This is a genomic window from Cytophagales bacterium (assembly GCA_033344775.1).
Taxonomy (GTDB): Bacteria; Bacteroidota; Bacteroidia; order Cytophagales; family Cyclobacteriaceae; genus JAWPMT01.
This window is the reverse complement of record JAWPMT010000001.1, coordinates 1,092,017-1,113,670: the sequence shown is the minus strand read 5'-3', so window position 1 is coordinate 1,113,670 and position 21,654 is coordinate 1,092,017. Positions and strand designations below refer to the sequence as shown.

General features: G+C 43.5%; 22 protein-coding genes. 16 read left to right on the top strand and 6 right to left on the bottom strand.

Annotation, left to right across the window (positions count from 1 at the left end):
• Positions 1-13 precede the first annotated feature (13 nt).
• The 12 genes from R8G66_04635 (at position 14) to surE (ending at position 12,595) form a co-directional block, all read left to right on the top strand.
• Positions 14-1,087, top strand: coding sequence for an outer membrane beta-barrel protein (locus R8G66_04635; protein ID MDW3191622.1), 1,074 nt, complete (start codon positions 14-16; stop codon positions 1,085-1,087).
• Positions 1,088-1,096: 9 nt separating this feature from the next.
• Entirely contained in the window at positions 1,097-2,491 is a 1,395-nt protein-coding gene (locus R8G66_04630; protein ID MDW3191621.1) for a hypothetical protein, read from the top strand.
• Positions 2,492-2,663: 172 nt separating this feature from the next.
• Entirely contained in the window at positions 2,664-4,040 is a 1,377-nt protein-coding gene (locus R8G66_04625) for a hypothetical protein (GenBank protein MDW3191620.1), read from the top strand.
• A gap of 121 nt (positions 4,041-4,161) precedes the next feature.
• Positions 4,162-5,460: an O-acetylhomoserine aminocarboxypropyltransferase/cysteine synthase family protein gene (locus R8G66_04620; protein ID MDW3191619.1), complete on the top strand. Its 1,299-nt coding sequence runs from the start codon at positions 4,162-4,164 to the stop codon at positions 5,458-5,460.
• Positions 5,457-5,960: a CoA-binding protein gene (locus R8G66_04615; GenBank protein MDW3191618.1), complete on the top strand. Its 504-nt coding sequence runs from the start codon at positions 5,457-5,459 to the stop codon at positions 5,958-5,960. The genes R8G66_04620 and R8G66_04615 overlap by 4 nt, the downstream gene beginning before the upstream one ends.
• 120 nt (positions 5,961-6,080) lie before the next feature.
• Positions 6,081-6,461, top strand: a complete 381-nt coding sequence (locus R8G66_04610; protein ID MDW3191617.1) for an SRPBCC domain-containing protein — start codon at positions 6,081-6,083, stop codon at positions 6,459-6,461.
• A gap of 104 nt (positions 6,462-6,565) precedes the next feature.
• A complete protein-coding gene (locus tag R8G66_04605) occupies positions 6,566-6,955 on the top strand; it encodes a VOC family protein (protein ID MDW3191616.1) in 390 nt (129 codons plus the stop codon).
• Positions 6,956-6,980: 25 nt separating this feature from the next.
• Positions 6,981-7,853 (top strand): aldo/keto reductase, encoded by an 873-nt coding sequence (locus R8G66_04600; GenBank protein ID MDW3191615.1) that lies wholly within the window; start codon positions 6,981-6,983, stop codon positions 7,851-7,853.
• A gap of 76 nt (positions 7,854-7,929) precedes the next feature.
• The gene (gene dnaG / locus R8G66_04595) at positions 7,930-9,906 is read left to right on the top strand and encodes a DNA primase (protein MDW3191614.1); all 1,977 of its coding nucleotides are present in this window, start codon (positions 7,930-7,932) and stop codon (positions 9,904-9,906) included.
• 36 nt (positions 9,907-9,942) lie between these two features.
• Positions 9,943-11,142, top strand: a complete 1,200-nt coding sequence (locus R8G66_04590) for a bifunctional 3,4-dihydroxy-2-butanone-4-phosphate synthase/GTP cyclohydrolase II (GenBank protein MDW3191613.1) — start codon at positions 9,943-9,945, stop codon at positions 11,140-11,142.
• Positions 11,143-11,745, top strand: coding sequence for a hypothetical protein (locus R8G66_04585; protein ID MDW3191612.1), 603 nt, complete (start codon positions 11,143-11,145; stop codon positions 11,743-11,745). It begins immediately after the preceding gene.
• A gap of 70 nt (positions 11,746-11,815) precedes the next feature.
• Entirely contained in the window at positions 11,816-12,595 is a 780-nt protein-coding gene (gene surE, locus R8G66_04580) for a 5'/3'-nucleotidase SurE (protein ID MDW3191611.1), read from the top strand.
• Here surE and R8G66_04575 read toward each other — a convergent pair whose 3' ends face one another.
• The 3 genes from R8G66_04575 to R8G66_04565 form a co-directional block, all read right to left on the bottom strand.
• Positions 12,596-13,723, bottom strand: coding sequence for a DUF2891 domain-containing protein (locus tag R8G66_04575; protein MDW3191610.1), 1,128 nt, complete (start codon positions 13,721-13,723; stop codon positions 12,596-12,598).
• A gap of 317 nt (positions 13,724-14,040) precedes the next feature.
• Complete coding sequence (locus tag R8G66_04570) at positions 14,041-14,625, bottom strand: hypothetical protein (protein ID MDW3191609.1); 585 nt, start codon at positions 14,623-14,625, stop codon at positions 14,041-14,043.
• Between the two features lie 136 nt (positions 14,626-14,761).
• Positions 14,762-15,361 (bottom strand): hypothetical protein, encoded by a 600-nt coding sequence (locus tag R8G66_04565; GenBank protein MDW3191608.1) that lies wholly within the window; start codon positions 15,359-15,361, stop codon positions 14,762-14,764.
• Between the two features lie 81 nt (positions 15,362-15,442).
• Between R8G66_04565 and R8G66_04560 the strand changes: the two genes are divergently transcribed.
• A complete protein-coding gene (locus R8G66_04560; protein ID MDW3191607.1) occupies positions 15,443-15,568 on the top strand; it encodes a hypothetical protein in 126 nt (41 codons plus the stop codon).
• 69 nt (positions 15,569-15,637) lie between these two features.
• On the opposite strand, the gene R8G66_04555 is transcribed toward R8G66_04560, so the two are convergent.
• From R8G66_04555 to R8G66_04545, 3 genes are read right to left on the bottom strand one after another with little or no spacing between them, the layout of a single operon-like run.
• Entirely contained in the window at positions 15,638-16,684 is a 1,047-nt protein-coding gene (locus R8G66_04555; protein MDW3191606.1) for a VWA domain-containing protein, read from the bottom strand.
• Positions 16,674-17,576 (bottom strand): hypothetical protein, encoded by a 903-nt coding sequence (locus tag R8G66_04550; protein MDW3191605.1) that lies wholly within the window; start codon positions 17,574-17,576, stop codon positions 16,674-16,676. Before R8G66_04550 ends, R8G66_04555 begins: the two co-directional genes overlap by 11 nt.
• Complete coding sequence (locus tag R8G66_04545) at positions 17,566-18,450, bottom strand: DUF58 domain-containing protein (protein MDW3191604.1); 885 nt, start codon at positions 18,448-18,450, stop codon at positions 17,566-17,568. The genes R8G66_04550 and R8G66_04545 overlap by 11 nt, the downstream gene beginning before the upstream one ends.
• 122 nt (positions 18,451-18,572) lie before the next feature.
• Between R8G66_04545 and R8G66_04540 the strand changes: the two genes are divergently transcribed.
• The 3 genes from R8G66_04540 to R8G66_04530 are packed head-to-tail and all read left to right on the top strand — an operon-like array spanning position 18,573 to position 21,555.
• Positions 18,573-18,923, top strand: a complete 351-nt coding sequence (locus R8G66_04540; protein MDW3191603.1) for a DUF4296 domain-containing protein — start codon at positions 18,573-18,575, stop codon at positions 18,921-18,923.
• A complete protein-coding gene (locus R8G66_04535; protein MDW3191602.1) occupies positions 18,923-21,331 on the top strand; it encodes an endonuclease MutS2 in 2,409 nt (802 codons plus the stop codon). The genes R8G66_04540 and R8G66_04535 overlap by 1 nt, the downstream gene beginning before the upstream one ends.
• Entirely contained in the window at positions 21,328-21,555 is a 228-nt protein-coding gene (locus R8G66_04530; protein ID MDW3191601.1) for a cytochrome b5 domain-containing protein, read from the top strand. The genes R8G66_04535 and R8G66_04530 overlap by 4 nt, the downstream gene beginning before the upstream one ends.
• Positions 21,556-21,654 lie beyond the last annotated feature (99 nt).

The window sequence follows — 21,654 nt, the reverse complement described above, 5'->3', positions numbered from 1 at the left end:
TGAAAGATTGTTGATGATGACAAAAAGAATACTGCCAGTAATTGTATTAAGCTTGTTTACGCTGCACTTGTATGGTCAAAGCTGTAGTCAGCGATTGACCCAGGCGGAACGAGAATATGAGGCAGGAAGATTAGCGAATATCCCAACCTTGATCGGCGACTGTTTTAAGAATTCCAAAGAAGGTGGATTCAATAAAGCAGAGCGAATTCGTGCTCATAAGATCCTAACGCTGGTTCATATATTCACGGATGATGAACCAAGTGCGGATAAATCACTGGTAAACTTATTGAAGGAAGATCCTGAGCATTTATTAGACGAACGAGTGGATCCTGCTGAACTTTTTTACCTGTATAGCCAATTTCAGACTGAACCAATTTTTAGACTTGGTTTTCGACTAGGGACAAATACGAGTCTTCCCAATTCTTTTCAGAAGTTTACCACGGCCAATGCAGATCCAGATAATAAGTTCTACAATGGTGAAAGCAATAGTGAAGGTACCAGGGCCATTGGTTTTATGGCAGAAGCCACCTTTGAGAAATATTTAAGGTATGGCGTAGAGGCTGTTGGCGGATTCCAATATCGTTTTAGCAGCTACGCCGTGAATAACGACTTCAATGATGATGCATTTGACAATCAAGTCGTTAATGCACAAACCTACCTGCGAGTACCGCTGTATTTGAGATATACTTATAACTATGGCAAGAGAACAGGTGTCAAGCCATACGTGTTTATTGGTGGCTCATTCGACTATTTATTGACTGCTCAGTATACAGAAGCTTCAAGGGACGGGGGTACTACCTTTACCCTGGGACAGGGAAATGGAGACCTGACAACTTTTGATCAGGTGAATGAAATTAATTTTTCATTGACTGCCGGACTTGGTGTCAAATTACCAGTAAAAACGAATTTTATTACGGCCGAATTCAGATATGACAAGAGTTTTATCAATTACATCAAAGCCGAAAATAGATACAGCAATCAGGTGATTCTATATGATATAGGACATGTGGAAGATAACCTGACACTGGATTTTGTTTCTTTTTCTCTTGGATGGATACAGTCTATCTACAATCCTAAACGGAAATAAGTACTTGTTGTGAAAAAAACTCATATCTATCTATACGTTTCGTTTTTAATCTTACTCTTTGGTTGTGAGATTTCTGATAGCGATAGTCCTGATCCACAAGATACTTTTGTGAAATACTATGGGGTCGACGGTTCTCAAATAGGCGTGGATCTGGTATATGATCCGATTGGGCCCGGAACAATTGGTTCAAGCCTCATTATTCTGGGGTCTCAGGTTTCAACAGTCGGTGAACGCATCGACAGAGATGTGGTAGTGCGTCGAGTGGATATGGGCGGAAATGAAATTGCTACTCAGGTTTTTGATTATCGTGATCAGGACCCAGAAGGGAATGGAGGAGGAGAAGATGAGCCAGGTGCCATTCTTGTCGAAGATGAAGGATTTGTTATAGTAGGAACCTCCAGCCGCGATCTTGGAGCCAATAACCCTCATTCCGTAATTTTCATTCAGGAATTGAATGAAAATCTGGACCCTATTAGAGATTTGATTATCGAGGTGGTTGACACAGTAGATAACGCGCTTGAAGGATTTAACCTACGGGGATTGGATGTTGTTCGAACATCAGACGGATCCAATGACCTGATTGTTACCGGTTCCTCCAATTTTGAAGAGTCTGGTGATCCTATTGCAGACATATCTGGTATACCGGACAATGAAACACAGATTTTCATCGCGCGAGTAAACATGGAAACTGACTCGGTATTGTGGAGAAGAACCCGTGGATTCGAAGGAGATGATGAAGGGATTTATATCGACGAGTTTGAGGAAGATAATTTCGTAATAATTGGGACTAGCGATAAAGAGTTATCTTCTCAGGGGCGAAATGTGATTCTACTTCCTATCAATGAATTGGCTTCTCCTAACGATGGTTTGGCGAGTGGTTTTATGATCGATGGGCAAGAAGATTTCGATGATGTAGCTACTGCGGTATTCAAAAGACCTTCGGGATATGTCGTTACCGGAATTTCCTCAAAAGCTGGAGCCGATACCCGACCATTTTTCATCAACTATACCTACACTTCAGCAGAAGCGGTTAGTATGGAAATTGGAAAGGAAATTGATTTAGGCATTACTGATTTAGAGAACCCTCCAGTCGTAGTTCCTAATCCGGAAGGAAATGGATACGGTATTGCGATTGGCCGCAATGGAAACTACGTAGTTGTTGGAGAATTTCTAAATTATCCAGATAAGAACTCTGAAATTTTGGTCTCGCAATTAGATCAATCTGGAAATGAAGTGGGTGCGTCAAGAAGAAACTACGGTCTTTCAGCAGGCAGTGATGTTGGAGAAGATATCGTGGTTTTGCCTTCTGGCGATATCATGATCCTTAGTACGGTTGATTTTGGTAGTGGAAACACCTTAATTTCCTTAATGCGACTCAATCAAGAGGGAGATATCGCTCAGTAATTCATTATTGAGAAATCTGGATTGACCATACTACCATCTTTTTTCTTGGTCGGATTTTGTAGTTGTCAATTTTGATTTGTCGGCGAGCTGTTTAATATCCTGACTCCAATTCAAACACCTCATAAGGTTATCAGATTCATGGTTGTTATATTCTTGAATCAAGCCAACCATCATGTTTACTACTTACGTTTATCGAAATTTCTCTCCTGGTTTTCTTGGAGTACTTTTTCTCCTTATAGCTTGTAATACTGAAGACCCTTTTCCATTAGACCCAGTTCGGGGAATTACTCCTGCTGATAATGGAAATGCAGGTAATGGGGCTGATTTAGAGATATTTGTGAGCGAACAGTTCGAAAATGACAATATCGCTGCATATAGAGCTGTTGTCTTTAAGGCTTCTAATGGAACGCTATCACTTACCGAGGCCAATAGTTCACCTTATTTTGAGTCTGCTTCACCAGACGATATATTTCCTATTCAAGGAATTACTTTTACTCAGGATTCTCGTGATACGGATGGTGATCTTTTAACAGAAGATGTTGAATATAAGGTTGGCGTATTAAGCATACCTGCAGATTCAAAAACATTTTCTACTTCATTGTTGGTCGCTGAGGAATCAATCACTTTAAAACAGAATAACTTAATAAGCAATTTTACCAATGAATTTCCGGGGTTTGAGAATGCTTTTTCTCCTGGTGCCGGCAGCCTTACATTAAATGCTCAGGGTGATGTAATCATGGGAAGCTACAATATGGTAGGAGTGCTTTCTGAAGATGATTCGGAAGTTTTTCCGGTCTATCAAATGAGTAATTCAGGTACCATCAACCTTTGGAATGGGCCTCACCGGATGTTAGGAGGGAATACACGGGATCAGGACGGAAATGTCTATCAATCAATTCTGAACTATGCCCGGGTTTTAAAAATAGATGCTGATGGAAGGGCATCTACGATTGTGTTGAATAATTTTTCAGTTGAAGGTAATGATGGTGTGTACGTCAACGATAATCAGGAATTATTTGTCGTAAACCCGGAATCCAGGACCATCTTAAAATGGAATTTGGAGACGAATGAAAATGAAATATTCGCAAATATTCCTGAAAACGCCAGGGGAATTACAGGTGATGAGACGGGCAATCTTTATGTCAGTCATAACATTGAACGTGGTTTAATTTCGAAAATTACCCCGGAAGGAGTTGTTTCGGAATTCGCAGAGATTCCAACAGCTATTCCTGAGAATTTCCCTGCAGATATTTATATCATGTGGTTAGGATACCTAACCTATCACGAAGACGCCATTTATGTGGCCAGTACAGGCGATAGTAGGATATATAAAGTAACCCTTGATGGAGATGTGACCGTTTTTGCTGGATCAGGTAGCAGAGGAATCCCCAGAGGTGGTGCACTGACTGCAGACATCAATAGACCTATTGGTATCACCTTTAGTGAAGATGGGAGCAAATTATTGATCAGTGGATCCACTGATACGCAACCGCAGCATACTCATGCATCCGCTCCGGCACGGATTTGGGAATTATCCATCGTGGAATAATACTTGGTGATTCATTTTGTCTGCTGGACGAACATTTGGTCATTACCACATGACCGTCCCTGTAAGCTCGAATTTTTTTCGGAGGCATTTGGTTTAAATTGCCAGCGATACTAAAATTTCCATGTCAGAAAGAAAAAAATTCGGATTCGAGACTCGTATGTTACATGCTGGTCACATTCCGGACCCGCATACCGGAGCACGAGCAGTTCCGATCTATCCTTCAGCCGGTTTTGTATTTGATAGCCCTGAGCAGGCAGCCTCACTCTTTGAATTGAAGCAATACGGAAATATTTATTCCCGATTGATGAACCCGACTGTTGCGGTTTTTGAAGAACGTATCGCTAGCCTGGAAGGAGGAACAGGGGCTGTCGCTGTGTCAAGTGGAATGGCCGCGCAGTTTGTGGCGTTAATGACTTTGCTGCAACCGGGAGACGAGGTGGTGGCTTCCTCACATCTTTACGGCGGGACTTACACCCAATTTGAGCATACCTTGAAGAAACTTTCGATCAAGGTTCATTTTGTGGACCCAAATCAACCGGAATTATGGGAGGAGAAGATCAATTCCAACACAAAAGCACTCTATGGAGAGACCATTGGTAATCCACAAGGAAGCGTGTTCCCATTTGAAGAGATTTCTGCTTTGGCAAAGACGCATAATATGCCTTTGATCATTGACAATACCCTGGCATCCCCGTATTTGTGCCAGCCGCTTTCATTGGGAGCGGATATTGTGATCCATTCTGCGACTAAGTTCATCAATGGACACGGTACTGGTGTGGCAGGAGTGATTGTGGAGTCGGGAAAGTTCGATTACAGCAATTACCCAACCATTGCAGAACCATCGGCGCCGTACCATGGGTTGAAATTCTATGAAACTTTCGGACACTACGGCTTTTTGATGAAAGCGCGTGTGGAAACTCTGAGAGATGTAGGAACCTCTTTATCAGCGTTCGATGCATTCAATTTGGTCAATGGCTTGGAGACCTTATCGGTGCGTATGGACCGCCACATTCAAAATGCCATGAAAATTGCTACCTATCTCGAGGGGCATGATCAGGTGGAATGGGTGAATTATTCGGGTCTCAAGAGCCATGAACATTACGAGAGGGCGAAAAAATACCTTCCAAAGGGTTCAGGCTCTGTGTTCTCTTTTGGAATAAAACCAGTTAATGGGCATTCAAGCCGAGAAGCGGGTAAGCGGTTTTTAGAGGAATTGCAATTATTTAGTCACGTGGCTAATCTTGGAGATGTGAAGAGCCTGGTCTTGCATCCCGGATCAACCACACATCAGCAACTATCACAAGAAGAATTAGAGCAGGCTGGAATATCACCTGGCCTGATTAGATTATCAGTTGGATTAGAAACTACAGAAGACTTAATATGGGACTTGGAACAAGCCTTTCGTGCGATATCTCAATGAACACCAGCCTCTCAGTAGGAGAGCGTGAAGCGTATCAAAACCCTGATGTGATCAGGCAATTACTGCACTTTTCACAGAACATTGCTATTGTAGGGTTGTCTGACAAGCCCCAACGTGCCAGTAATTTTGTTGGGTCCTATTTAAAATCAGAAGGTTTCAATGTCATTCCGGTGAATCCAATGAAGGAAGAAATTCTTGGAGAGAAGAGTTACCCGGATTTAAAAAGTGTACCGGATAAGATTGATATCGTCGATATTTTCCGGCGACCACAAGATTGCGAGGCAATTGTTCAGGAAGCGATTGAAGTAGGAGCAAAGGCTATTTGGATGCAATTGTCCATAGTGAATCGTGATGCAGCAAAGCTGGCTGTGGAAAATGGCCTGGATGTGATCATGGATCGATGTGTGAAAATGGAACATGGACGTTACAATGGTAATCTGCATTGGGTAGGAATGAACACAGAGATCATTACGGCAAAAAAAGCGGCCCGATTCTTTTAATCTCAGAAGAGTGTTCGTTTAGGGGGGAAGTTAGTTTGCGTTAGCCGAATAGAGCAATCATCGGATTAATTCAATGGAACAAGATCATTGAATATCTTCCTTTTTGTAGCTTGCGACTAAATGAAAGATTACAAGAAGTATTTCATCATTCCGGCAACCCCCGAGGAAGTGTACCTGGCACTTACCCATCCCTTGACCATTCACCTCTGGAGTGGAGAAGAAGCTGTTATGAGCACTGAACCTGGTTCGGAATTTTCTCTTTGGGAAGGCTCCATTGTCGGGAAGAACCTGGAATTCGAACCTGGGAAGAAGATTGTTCAGCAATGGTATTTTGATGGGGTAACTTCCGAATCTATCGTGACCATAAAACTACATCCACATAACAAGGGCACGTCCGCCGAACTCAATCACAAGAACATTCCAGATGAAGATTATGAGGAAATGGTAGATGGCTGGAATAACCTGTATTTCTCCTCCCTGATCGACTTTTACAGAGAGTAGATACCTTCATACTTTAGGGTGATTTGTGTCTAATCGTCCTTTCGGGTGAAGTGATTCATCTGAAACCCCTGTTGCTTTGTGATGAATTTAAAATTTCTAGGAAAATGAAAAAAGTAACAGGAATCGGAGGTATTTTCTTCAAGACACAAGACCCTGCAGGACTCAAAAAATGGTATACGGATAATCTAGGTTTCGAAACTGACGATTATGGACACATGTTTAAATCAAGGGATTTTGACAATCCTGACGAACCTACCTTTTTGCAATGGAGTCCTTTCAAAGAAGATACGGACTACTTTGGTCCTTCCGCCAAACCATACATGATCAATTATCGCGTGGCGGATTTGGAGGCCCTGAAAAAAGAACTCGAAGCTGCAGAAGTACATATTGTAGATGATATTGAATCTTATGAATATGGAAAATTTCTGCATATCATGGACCCTGAGGGGAATAAGATTGAATTGTGGGAACCACCCGCCGGAGGAGGGTTTTAGTACCCAGTCCTATTAACTTTGACGTATGATCAAGACAAGGGTACTTGGAAATTCAGGACTGGAAGTTAGTGAGATTGCTTTTGGTGGTATGTCGTTAGGACAGGATCATCAGGAAAACGAAAAGATCATTCACCAGGCCATTGATCTTGGGATCAATTTTTTTGATACAGCAGATCTTTACGATCAAGGATTTAATGAGGAAACCATTGGTAAGGCGCTTTTTAATAAAAGAAAGGAGGTATTCATTTCATCCAAAGTTGGGAATGTACTGAACCCAGACGGAAAAACATGGCATTGGGGACCAAATAAGGCTTATATGCTAAAGGCAGTTGAAGATAGCCTGAGGCGTTTGCAAACAGACTATTTGGACCTGTATCAACTGCATGGCGGGACCATTGAAGATCCCATTGATGAGATCATTGAAGCCTTTGAGTTATTGAAGGAATCCGGTAAAATCCGTGCTTATGGAATCTCATCAATTAGGCCGAATGTGATCCGGGAATACATTCAGCGATCCAATATTAGCAGTGTGATGTCGCAATACAGTGCCCTGGATCGAAGGCCTGAAGAATCCGTATTGGGCGCCCTTCAAGAGTCAGGGATCGGTGTGTTGAGTAGGGGAGGGCTGGCTCGTGGCATATTGGTCAATAAGCCTGCGAAGCCCTACCTGAGTTATTCGGAAGAACAAGTGGCTGAACTCAAGAAACGATGGTCACAACATGGAGATCCATTGAAAGCAAGTTTGCAGTTTGTGTTGCAACATGACGCGATTACTACTGCAGTACTCGGAATTCGCTCCGTGGATCAGCTCCAGGGCATCGTGAAGGCATATCAAGAATTAAAGCCGATTAAGGAGCTGTTTTTACTGCCGCCTAATACTTACGAAAACCATCGATAGTTACTTCTTGGTGAGTAGTTTCAGAATGTACGTGTTAATCCCTCTGAACTCTGTTGGGATATGCTAATTTTGAGCCGTGATTCCTCCAAGTGTCATTGATGAGATAAAGAACCGCGTCGATATTGTCGAGGTGGTGAACGATTTCGTAGAATTGAAGAAGTCTGGTAGTAGCTACAAAGCGCTCAGCCCATTTACCAGTGAAAAGACGCCTTCCTTCTATGTAGTCCCTTCAAAGGGTATCTTCAAGGATTTCAGTTCGGGAAAAGGAGGAGATGCGATCACTTTTGTGATGGAGGTAGATGGCCTGAGCTATGTGGAGGCCCTTAAATACCTGGCTGGTAAGTACGGCATTGAAGTTCAGGAGGAAGAACAGACGGATGAGCAATTAGCTGCTCAAAACCGAAGGGAAAGCCTTTATATCGTCACAAATTTTGCCAAGGAGCAGTTCAAAACGCTCTTGCATGAGCATGAGGAAGGACAATCCATAGGGATCAGTTATTTCAAAGAACGAGGATTCACAGATGACACCATTCAGACTTTTGAGTTAGGTTATACAGTTCAGGAGTGGGATTATCTCTACAAAACGGCTACCGCAAAAGGGTATCAGAAAGATATCTTATTAGAGGCGGGCTTGATTGTTTCTAAGGAAGAAAATAAAGTTTATGACCGGTTTCGTGGACGGGTTATGTTTCCAATCCACAACATCACTGGAAAGGTCATTGCATTTGGTGCCCGGACACTAAGTACAGACAAGAAACAACCCAAATACCTCAATTCTCCCGAGACCGATCTTTACAATAAGAGTCGGGTATTGTACGGGCTTTTTCAAGCCAAGCAATTCATACGCCAGGAAGATAATTGCTTTCTGGTAGAGGGGTATACTGATGTGATGGCTATGCACCAGGCCGGAGTGAAGAATGTAGTTTCCTCTTCAGGAACGGCCCTGACTGAAGAGCAGGTCAAGTTGATCCGCAGGTACAGTAAAAATGTCACTGTATTGTTTGATGGGGATGCTGCAGGTATCCGAGCAGCCATCAGAGGGATAGACATGCTGCTGGAAGGTGACCTGAATGTAAGAGCGGTGGCTTTACCGGAAGGAGAAGATCCGGATAGCTACTCCAGGCAGCTCAGTACAACAGCATTTCAGCATTTCCTCGAATCAGAATCCCAGGACATCATTCGGTTCAAGGTCGGTCTCCTCATGGAGGACATTGAGAAAGACCCGATCAAACGATCAGAGTCCATCAAAGACATTGTTGGGAGCATTTCAAAGATCAATGACCCAGTTAAGCGTGCAGTATATCTAAAGGAATGCAGTGACCTGATGGGGATCAGTGAGACGGTCTTGATCTCCGAACAGAACAAACTGCTCATAGAGCGTCAGAAAGCTCCAAAAAGCCCACCGCCGCGTCCGGGTTCGGCTCCTTCTTCTCCTCCTTATGAAGGTGACGGGCCGCCGCCAATTACCACGGAAGACTTGTTCATGGGAGATACGGTTGAGCCTGTAATTGAAGAGGATTACAGGAACTCAGCGATTTATTATCAGGAGCGAGAAAGTGTGCGCGTACTCATCAATTATGGGAATGAATTGATTACAAAGAATGATGCTGATGAGATTCTGATCGATTATTTCCTTTCGGAAATTGAAGAGATTGAATTTACCATTCCTGTTTACAGAAGGGTACTGGACTTGTTCCGGGAAAGAGCCGCGGAAGGTGAAGCAATCAATTCCGAATACCTTTTATCCCTGGATGATGAGGAAATCAAGAAGGAGGTCATTGACTTGAGTACCCCAAAATATGAAGTCAGCGTCAATTGGAGTGAAAAGTATCACATTGAGGTGCCGTCTGAATCCGAAAACCTTAAAAACCTTGTTTTCACGAACATCTTAAGGTTGAAATTCAGGATCATACAGCACCTGGTCGAGGAGGAAAGTGGCAAATTGAAAGATGCTGCTGACGAAGAAATTGATGAGATTCTCGATGAAATTAATGATCTTAAACAGATGGAAGTGGAAATAGCTGCACTTCTTGGTAACGTCACGGTCAAGTAACGTGTTATAGGAATAGATTGAATTATAATAACCCAAATGCTCGATAAAATCGAAGATGCCATAGAGGCAATCAAAAACGGAGAAATCATCATTGTAGTGGATGATGAAGACCGTGAAAATGAAGGCGACTTTATATGTGCCGCTGAAAAAGTCACCCCTGAAATTATCAATTTCATGATCAAAGAGGGGCGCGGATTGGTTTGTGCCTCTATCACAGAAGACCGTGCCAATCAATTAGGGCTGGACCTGATGGTAGGTAAGAACACGGCCATTCATGAAACGCCTTTCACTGTGTCAGTTGATTTGTTGGGACATGGTACAACTACGGGTATTTCAACTTACGATCGTGCGAAGACTGTTCAGGCTTTGGCAGACCCTCAAACCAAACCGGAAGACCTTGGCCGCCCCGGGCATATTTTTCCGTTGAAAGCCAAAAATGGAGGCGTACTTCGACGTACAGGACATACAGAAGCTACCGTAGACTTTGCCCGATTGGCTGGATTACAGCCTGCAGGAGCATTGGTGGAAGTATTGAAAGATGATGGAACCATGGCCCGTCTGCCAGACTTGAGAAAAATAGCAGATAAGCATGGGTTAAAATTGGTGGCCATTAAAGACCTGATCGAATACCGCCTCGAAAAGGAATCGCTGGTAAAAGAAGAGATCGAGGTAGCCATGCCTACGACACAAGGTAATTTTAATTTGCGCGCTTTTACCCAGTTGAATACTGGCGACCATCATTTAGCGTTGGTAAAAGGATCGTGGGAAGAAAATGAGCCGGTCATGGTGCGTGTACATTCCTCCTGTATGACAGGTGATATTTTCCATTCTTATCGCTGCGATTGTGGGAAACAGTTGGATGCTGCCATGGACATGATTGAGCGTGAAGGAAAAGGAGTAGTACTCTACATGAATCAGGAAGGTCGTGGCATTGGGTTGATCAATAAATTGAAAGCGTACAAGCTTCAGGAAGAGGGAATGGATACCGTGGAGGCCAATTTGCACCTCGGATTCAAGATGGATGAAAGAGATTATGGGGTAGGTGCACAAATTTTACGGGAACTAGGAATACGTAAATTGAAGTTAATAACCAATAACCCTAAAAAAAGGGTGGGGCTAATGGGTTATGGCCTGGAAATTGTTGAGAATGTCCCTATTGAGATTAACCCCAACGAGCACAACCAGAAATACCTGGAAACCAAGCGTGACAAGATGGGGCACGATATTTTGAAATAGATGAGAGTCAGTTCGTTCATAGTTGTATTTTTCTTATTTGCTGTTTCAGCTAAAGCACAGCAGTTTTCGTCGGACTTTTGGCACGATGGTTTCGTGGTTACCGCAAAGGGCGATACACTACGGGGACAAGTGAAATATGACATGGAGACCAATGTCGTCCTGTTGCAGAATAGGAGTTTCAAGACGCTTTCGAGCTTTCAGGTATTCTATTTCAATATATATGACAAACTCGTTGAGAATTACCGGCAGTTTTACAGCATTCCGTATCGACTGAAATACGATCACGAAACGCCGGTATTTTTTGAGTTGCTTTTTGAAGGACCTTTGTCTTTGTTGGCACGTGAAGCAATTGTTCAGGAAACAGTGCCACTTGGTAATTCAGTGACCCGAGGAACGTCAGTCGTCCGAGATAAGGTTGCACTGGAGTTTTATTTCGTGGACAAGGATGGTGACCTGGCGGCTTATTCCGGAAAGAAATCGGACCTGTATGAAATCATGTCCCTGAAAGGCAGGAAAGTGAAGGAATTCATCAAAAGTAACAGCCTGAAGACGGACAATGCCCGTGATCTGGTGCGGATTACAGCCTTCTATAATTCGATCTGACGACTGACAAACCTTTTCGCTTGAGGTTCCGATGCTGTGAGTAACTTGCGCTCGAAATCACACTAAGATTATGTCCGAAGCAAACCTGCCTTTGATACTCATCACGAATGATGATGGGATCACTTCACCCGGAATCGAAACACTGATCAGCATTGCTCGCAAGCTGGGAGAAGTGGTGGTCGTGGCTCCGGACAGTCCCCAATCGGGTATGGGGCATGCCATTACTGTTGGGGATACCTTAAGGATCAAAAAAAACCGCTTGTTTGATGGAATAGCAGCCTTTGAGTGCAGTGGTACACCGGCGGACTGTGTGAAATTGGCCAAGCATGAAATCATGAAGGGACGTAAGTTCGATCTGGTATTGAGTGGGATCAATCACGGAAGCAACACCTCGATCAGTGTGTTGTATTCCGGGACCATGAGTGCGGCCATAGAAGGAGCCATCGAAGGTACTCCCGCCATTGGATTCTCTTTATGCGATTTCAGCCACCGTGCGGACATGTCACATGCCGAGCCTTATATCAGCAAGATCATTGAAGAAGCATTGAATAAGGGAATTCCCAAAGGAATTGCGCTAAATGTGAATATTCCACCCAGTCAAAATCAAAGCATCCAGGGGATCAAAGTATGTCGGCAGGCCAATGCGCGCTGGGAAGAATCGTTTGACAAACGACATGACCCCTATGGTAAAGAGTATTTCTGGATGACCGGAAATTTCATCAACCATGACAAAGGGGAGGATAACGATGAATGGGCCATCACCAATAATTATATTTCCGTGGTGCCTTGCCAGTTTGACCTCACCGGCTATCACGCGATCAATCTACTCAATGACGAGTGGGACATTTGATCACACCTCAATCGTATAGGCATAAATAGCGAACGTGGCCAGCCAGTGGGCACCGCCATATCCACTTTCAAACATGATGCTTTCGCCTGCTTCGATGTGTTTGAGCGCAATTTTCAGAAAGTACTCTTTTCTTGGGTCTGTATCTCCAAATACGGCTGCAATTTGTTTGAGGCACCAGGCTCGCTGAAACATCAGACCGATCAAATGGCCGATACTCGGATCTTCTTTGTCGTATATGGCCGGAGGATTCTCAATGGATTGAATCTCGTTACTGCCTGGCGAGGGTAGGAAGTCCTGAAACCAACTCAGGTACATTTCAGTAGGCATTAACTTACTCATCAAAGCTGCTTCTGCGAGGCATGGAGAGATAAAGTCCGTACCTGAAGGCTCATACGCTGTTGGACAGTTCTTGTCCGGGCGGAAATGTTTTTCACTGAATGCCTTCATGGCATTCAATAATTCATCGTCTTTCACGGTCTCCGCGTATTCCATCATCAGTCCAAAAGAGAACGCTGTATTGGCATGCGTGCCAGGACGCAAAGGACTAGACAATGCCTGGAGGTATTCACTTGTCTTTTGAGATAACAGCTCGGCCAGTGGTTTCATATTTTGCTTCCATTGCTGGCCTTCTTCATCTTTCCAGGTGGCTAGTTCTGCATAGAGTTTAAGTAGCCAGGCCCATCCATACGTTCGTTCGAATCCTTTGGTAAATGATTGATTGGCAAAGAAGTCGTATTCAGCGGTGAGGTTTTCTTGCGTAAGGTTATTACGCAATTTGATTCGAATGGAGTCTTTCTTATCGATCTCGGGAAAGGTCTTAAGCACCTTCACCATGGCCCAATGTCCGTGAACGGCGGAGTGCCAGTCCCAGCATCCATAGAATGAAGGGTGGACTTCCGTATGAGGTTTAACCCATTCTTCTGAAGGAAACCGGTATCCGATTTTATAAGGATAGGGACGGTCCACACAGTGTAAGGAAAGGTCCACGAAATCAGCAGCCACGCTTTCTGTAAGTTCTGGCATGTCCGGAATGGTCACATGTTCGTGAAGTACAGGTTCTTGGTTTGATTGACAGGAAATAAAAATCAGGACAAACAGGGTCCAAAACAGAGGTCTCAGGTCGTTCATGCAGGAAAGATAGGGGCTTTCATTCGGATGCTATTGAATCGTCCCGTACTTGTTGGTCTTCAATATCTCATTATTCTATGAATGGCTACATTGACGGTTCAGTCGTCCTCACTCAATCATCGTTTGCCACGTGGAGCAAATGTGCTCACTGCAAAATTCAGAAACCTCGCGGGATAAGTCAGGAAAAGAAGAGGAGGTTTATCAATCCTATGAAATCGTCTTCTGGAAGGAAGAAATTAATAGCCTATAAAAAGAAAAACCTCGAGTTCGGAGAACTCGAGGCCAAATCAACCTAAATTATAATCACTAGAACATGATTATAAACTCTTTACGATGGAGGACTTACGTCCTTTGACAACCACCGTCATTTTTTCTTCAATAACATCTGACAGATCAAATACCTGTACAAAATTGTTTGTAAGCTTTAACGATCTTTCGAAATATTTGTTGCCTTTGCCGTTTACAAGTGAGATGTTCACAGGAACATCGTCATGAAAGACAGTCACTTTTACCTTATCGTCACCGATTTCCTCAACAAATACAGCTACATCTTCCTGATGCATTTTACTAAGGAATACCTTCTGAGTTCCTTTGATGTCTGGTCCTTCGACTGCAAAGGTATAATTTCCTTCTTCCAATTCAGACAAATTGAACGGAACTTTCACGCTTCCATCGTAAGAAATCGTTTTCTCAAGGATCAGATCACTTACTCCGCCTACAATTCTAACTTTTACAAATCCTGATTCTTCCGAGTTCAATGCCAAAACGTAAGTGTTGTCTTTCGCTTTGGAGATTGAGAAGTTCACAGGAGAATTAGGGTTTTTGTCTTTCTCACCGTTTTCGGCAAAAAGGGGTGCTACCGCCATGAAGAGCGCTATTGCCAATGTTGCTGTTCTTTTCATTGTTTGATGAATTTTTAAACTTTGACGTATTAACGATCCTTTATTTAAATCAGTTGTTGTATTTCTCATTTTAATGATGAACGGAAAATACTTGGTATAACAAAGGGTTTTTTCATGACAGAGCACCTGCTATGATTTAAAGCACTTTGGAAACAGTAGATTTTTCACCTTTGATGATCAACATCATGCTTTTATTCTGTACGTCGGATAAATCAAAGATCTGAACAAAATTATTTTCTGTTGCTACTTCTTTCTTATAGTAACCATGTCCATCTTCGTCAATCAACGAAACAGTGACCGGAGTACTCTCCCGATAGACCGTCAATTTGACTTTATTGTCTCCTATTTCCTGGACAAATGCTGCTACATCTTTCTCATGCATCTTGCTTAAAAACACTTCCTGCACTCCTTTCATATCAGCACCATCGATTTGAAACTTATAGTTGCCTTCATCCAGATTTGAGAAGTCGAAAGGAACTTTTACACTGTGATCGTAAGAGATAGATTGTTCGTGAATGAACGTGTTGTCTTCACTTAAAATTTTCACTTTTAAGTGCCCTGGCTCTACGGAGTTCACTTGCAACATAAATTGATTGTCATCTGATTTGACAATGCTGAAATTTTTTGAAGATGCATCTTTCTTTTTGTCATCTTTTCCGTCTCCGTTCCCGGTGGAAGCCATGGAAGGTGAAGCAACTACCAATAATACCAGTGCGAATGCTAATAACTTTTTCATAATTGAATTTTGAATTTTGACCTGCTGTCTCTAACGGGGTGAATGGACTGCAGATGTTGTTTTTACTTCAAAATCCTGAAAATGGTAAAAAAGCCTATTGTGATCAACTTTAACGTACTTCCTGCGTATGAAGGCATCTCAAGCTTAGGTACACTAAATGAGTTTGAGATTCCCGCCGCTCCCGTCCGGGATCAAAGTCGGGAATGACGAAAATTTTTTTTGTGCTAAAGTTGATGACTTTAGTTCGCGGACAACATAATGAAGTCTCCTTTTCAGTCAATCCGTCAAAATACTCGACATGAACGTGCTCTTCAAGAGCAGCCAAAACAGGAAAAACAAGATCGCCCACTTCAGATAAATCACATAATAGTCCGTGGTGTCTTTGTAACGAGATTCTTTGATTTCAGCTTTTTCTAACTGATCAATTTCATTGAATACCGCTTCCAGTGCTTGTTTATCCGATACCCGATAGAATTTACCATTACCGATCTTGGCGATTTCCCTCAAATTGGTCTCATCAAGTGTATTTTCAACATACCTGGTTTGACCAAAGAAATCCTGCCCAAAAGGGACCTTGCCTTCTCTTCCGATGGCAATGGTGTAGATTTTGATGTTGTAAGCAGAAGCCAGTTTGGCAGCCGTGATCGGGTCAATGTTTCCTGCCGTATTGTCTCCGTCACTGAGCAGGATCAATACCTTACTCTTGCTTTCTGATTCTCTCAATCGGTTAGTGCTCACCGCCAGGGCACTTCCAATCGCAGTGCCACTATTTTCAATCAGTTCAAAGGAAATTTCACCGATGTAGCCATGCAACAAGTCATAGTCCGTGGTGAGAGGTGCCCGCGAATAGGCATCTCCTGAGAAGATAACCAGTCCGATACGGTCTTGAAAACGACCTGAAACAAAATTGGTAGCTACATCTTTGGCCGCTTCCAACCGATTAGGCTTGAAGTCCTCGATTCGCATGGATTCACTGATGTCGATCGTGAGCATGATGTCGATTCCTTCACTCCATTGCTCTACCTGCTCATTAGTGGTCTGTGGCCTTGCCATGGCTACAATTACTGCCATCGCTGCCAATAGGAAGAACAATGCTGGGATGAACCTTAAATAGCTGATCGGATCACTCTTTAAATTACTTTTTGAAAGTGCAATCGGGAGGTTTTGACGAAACTGTAGCGCAATGAGCCAACGTACAATTAGCAAGACAGGAACGATCGGAATGAGATAAAGCCATAATGGATTTTGCCAATCAAAATTCTCAAAAGTTGATGGAGTGAACCAATGACTTGAAAACCAGCTTCTCAACATACTACTCTCCATTCTTTATGCGATCTAATGCCATCGTGTATCGATGTTGCGTAAAATCCTCAATGTCCTGAAATGACTTGAAGATATCTTTCTGTTCCATTTTGCCATAGACCGTTCTATCTATGATCTTAAGTGTGTCTTTGAGCTCCTGATTATTGTCATAAGCCAGGATTTCTTTTGTGGTGTACTTCGAATAGGGAACTTTCTCCAATCGCTCCAGGTACTTTTTCCAATCCGTCAGCGCATCTTCTGCGATCATTGGGGCTGGCTCTTCTTTCAATTTATTGATCTGCAGCCCGATTTTATAAGAGAACTGCTCGTATTCCCTTCGCAGTTTCTTCAATTTAAAATTGCGGGCAATTTTTCTGCCGAAAATGATTAACGTCAGAATCATCAGGACAAATATTCCCAATGCGATGAATGACCAAAGTGGATAGTTGAATACCCCATCAACCTCCCTGTAGGCGAGATTGGTTTTCAATTGAGTGGTGTCATTCACTGTCGCCACTAATTCTTTAAAATAGATCGAATCAAGGTTAGAAGAGATCACCGTTGAATCCGAACCATTCAACACGTAGGCATCTACGGAGAGATATTGCACCAAATCAATTTCGAAAGATTGTAAGGTATACACCGCGCTATCGAGAGCCATGTCACCTTCGGCTCGTGTGGGGGTAAATTCCCGTTCAACGATCTCGAAAGGGGAGAAGTCGTAAGCGCTATCTGGCAATATGACCTCTATTTCTGCAGGATAGCTGGCGCTCAGCCAAAACTGAACGGGCTCACCGATGCCCAGGCTGTCTTCCACAAACCCGGTTCGGATCTTGATTTCCTGCCCATGAACCTGAAACTGTCCCAGGCCGACGATTAGGAAAAGCCATACGAACAATCGATTAACGGACACGTTGTGCATTTTTTCTATTTCTTCCTTTAAATAGTTTGATCAATTTGGGAACGTAACTTTCGTTGGTATCCACCGACAGGTAGTTCACGTCATTTCTTCGGCAGAATGTCTCCAGCGTTTCTGTATTGGTTCGGTAAGTTCGGTCAAACAGGTTTTTGAATTGTCCTGAGGAGGTATTCACCCAGATGTTTCTGCCAGATTCTTTTTCAAGCAGAGGAACAATCCCCAAGCTAGGGAATGCTGCTTCTCTCTTGTCAAACAAGTGGATGACGATCAGGTCGTGCTTTCGGGCCATACCTTTGAGTGAATGGAGGTAATCTTCATCCACAAAGTCCGAAATGACAAAAACGATGCTTCTCCTTTTCAGTAGGTCCAGTGTGAATTTTAAAGCTTTATTCAAATCCGTCTTCTTGGAGGTAGGCTTCAAAGAGAAGATTCCATTGAAAATCTCATAGGCATGCCGACTTCCTTTAGCAGGTTTGATGTATTTCTCTCGCTGATCGGAGTAACACAACAACCCAACCTGACTGCTTTCTTTGATGGCAGAGAAAGAAAGTAATGCGGTAATTTCTTTACCCACATCTATTTTCTGGTTGCCATCCTTACCAATCTCCTGCGAGGCAGAAACATCCAGTACGAAGAATACGGTCTGTTCTTTCTCTTCTTTGAACGTTTTTACGAACGTTCCATGGCCTTTGGCACTAACATTCCAGTCAATTGTGCGTACATCATCACCGTACTGGTAAGTCCGTACGTCATCAAATTCCAGACCCGATCCCTTGAAGATGGATTGGAAATCACCTTGCATTTGAGAGTTGATGGCCTTTCGGACCTTGATTTCGTATTTGCGAAGCTTTTTGAGGATTTCCTTCATCAAGGTAATTTTGCGCATCAAAATTATATGTACTTTGAGAAAATAAGCCGTGAGTCACGTGCTTTTTCCAGTACCGGATTCGATATAACAAAAATTAACATTTGAAGCGGATAATCGGACATATGAGAAAACGAATTGTCATACCTGTGGTAGGATTGCTACTATTGATGGGATGTGTGGCTGAACCTGAAAAGCCGGTGGACTTGATAGGAAAGTCCGAGATGGTAGATGTATTGATCCAGGTGCATTTGCTGGAAGCAAAGATCAATAAGGTGCCGAAGCGTCAAGGCGATTCTGCCCATTTTCTCTACAATCACTATCAAAACCTGCTCTTCGAGGAGATGAACATAGATTCAGCCAGTTACCGAAGCAGCATGAATTATTATTTGGAATACCCCGAAGAACTTACGTCCATATATCAGGCCGTGGTGGATAGCCTTGCCTTGCGGGCGAAAAACAGGAACATAGACTAATGCTTTTCTATCCGGAAAATTTAGAAGAGAAATTGGAGATCGATCAGGTTCGGTCGATCCTTAAAAAATATTGCAAAAGCCAGCTGGCGCAGGATCGGGTAGATAAAGCACAACCGGTCACGAAGTTCAGCCAGTTACAGGTTTTTCTGGACCAAACCAGGGAAATGTATAAGGCCATTACCGGTGGTGCTTCTCTTCCTGGTGGGCAATTTGAAGATATTTTCCCTTTGCTGAAACGGGTAAAAACTGGAGGTACCTATTTAGATGCCGCGGACTTTTCGGTGCTAAAAAGTGCTTTAGAGACACTTTATCACTGGTCTCAATTCCTGAAAAAGCAAAATGAGGAATACCCTACACTTTCCCGATTGACCCATGGATTTATTTCTGACATGGAGTTGGTTCGCGAAATTGATGCCCGAATCGACGAACGGGGAGAGGTCAGGGACAATGCTTCCGAAGAGCTTTCGGAGATCAGAGGCAGGATTGGTAAAGCCGAGCGCCAGGTACGAAAAACCATCCAGACCATATTGGAACGTTCCAAGAAAAGTGAGTTTACAGAGGATGATGGTGCGGTGACCGTCCGCTCTGGACGTTTGGTGATCCCTGTCAAGGCGGAATTCAAACGAAAACTCCGTGGTTTCGTACATGATGAATCTTCCACAGGCCAGACGGTGTTCATGGAGCCAACCGAAGTATTGGACTTGAATAATGAAGTAAGAGAGCTGCAATACCGGGAAAGGCGTGAAATCATTCGTATATTAACGGCACTAGCCGATCAGATCCGGGAACAATTGCCTGATCTTCAAAAAGGTGCGGAGTTCTTGGTGAAAATGGATTTTGTCCATGCAAAAGCTCGATTCGCGATTGATTACGAAGGGTTGGTTCCCGTAGTGGAGGATAAACCAGATATCCTGATCAAAGAAGGGCGTCACCCTTTGTTGTGGAAGAAACACAAGGATCAGGGCAAAAACGTGGTTCCACTTAACCTCTCTTTGAACAGAAAGGAACGGGTTATGGTCATTTCAGGACCTAATGCCGGTGGTAAATCCGTGTCTTTGAAAACGGTGGGGATGTTGCAGTACATGGTGCAATGCGGATTTCCGATTCCCGTTCACGAAGAGTCCAAAATGGGATTCTTCCGAAACTATTTCGCGGATATTGGAGATTCACAATCCTTGGAAAACGATCTGAGTACGTACAGTTCGCACCTGGCAGCCATGCGTTACTTTACTGATTTCGCAGATAAACGTTCGCTGGTATTGATCGATGAGTTTGGTACCGGAACGGAACCACAGTTTGGAGCAGCCATTGCCGAGTCCATTTTGCAAAACCTCGCAAAGACAGGCTGTTTTGGGGTGATCACTACACACTATGGCAATTTGAAAGACTTTGCGGAAAAGACGGAGGGACTTCAAAACGCAGCCATGCGCTATGACTCGGAGAAGCTGGAACCTTTGTTTGAGTTGGAACAAGGCAAGCCTGGAAGCTCTTTCGCGTTCGAGATCGCACAGAAGATGGGCCTTAACAAGGCCATTTTGAAAGAAGCCAAGAAGATCGTCGGGTTCGATCAGGTGAACTACGATCGCATGCTCGGAAAACTTGATTCTGAGAAAGCCAAGTTTGAAAAAGCCAATCGAAAATTGAAAGGGGAGAAAGAAGAATTGACTTCTCTGCGCGATGATTACGAAGCTTTAAGAACGCAACTAGACAAAGACCGTAAGAAGATCCTGAAAGATGCCAAGCAAGAAGCAGTACAATTGATTGCGGCGGCTAACAAACAGATTGAACGCACTATTCGGGAGATCAAAGAGGCCAAGGCTGATAAAGAACGAACCAAAGCTTCCCGTCAATCGCTGGAAGAATATGCAGGGAAGATTGAAACAAAGGCCCGAAAACCTGCAAAGAAACAGGCTCGGCCAGTTCCGGCACCACCACCAAAAGTAGAGCAAGGACCAATCCAGGCAGGGGACAAGGTACGTTTGAAGGACCAGGGAACGGTAGGAGATGTGGTTTCTATCAAAGGCAAACAAGCGGAAGTGACTTTTGGTAGTCTGAAGTCATTTGTGACGTTGACTAAGCTGGAAAAGATTTCCAATCGTCAAGCCAAAACACAACAAAAAGCTACGGTCTCCAATATGAACTGGGATCAGAAAATGACGTCCTTTTCATCTGAGTTGGATGTTCGTGGAAAACGGGCAGAAGAAGTGCTGCCGATGGTGGACCGCATCGTCGATGATGCCCTGATGCTTGGAGTGAAACAATTGAGAATCCTTCACGGAAAAGGTCATGGTATTCTGAAAGATGTGATCCGTAATCACCTGCGAAGCGATAACAATATTCTGAGTACCGAAGACGAGCACGCGGATCGTGGTGGTACGGGCATTACCATTGTGACGCTGGCCGAATGAAAACCTACACACGACAACAGTTGGCGTTGCGTAATGGCCAGGATAAAGAGGAGATTTGGGTGGCCTTTCAGAATCGGATCTACGATGTAAGTAACAGCCGACTATGGAAGAACGGAAAGCACTATGAGCACTGGGCAGGACAGGACTTGACGGATGAATTGGCTGACGCACCACATACTGCTCAGGTTTTTGAGCGAATGGAGCAAGTGGGGGTTTTAGCTTAAATGTAACTTCAAGAAAAAACGTCATTCTCGAAAAATGGGCTCCATATTATTCAGGTGAGAGCATTTTGTCGGGAATCTCCACAGCGCGTATGAAGAGTT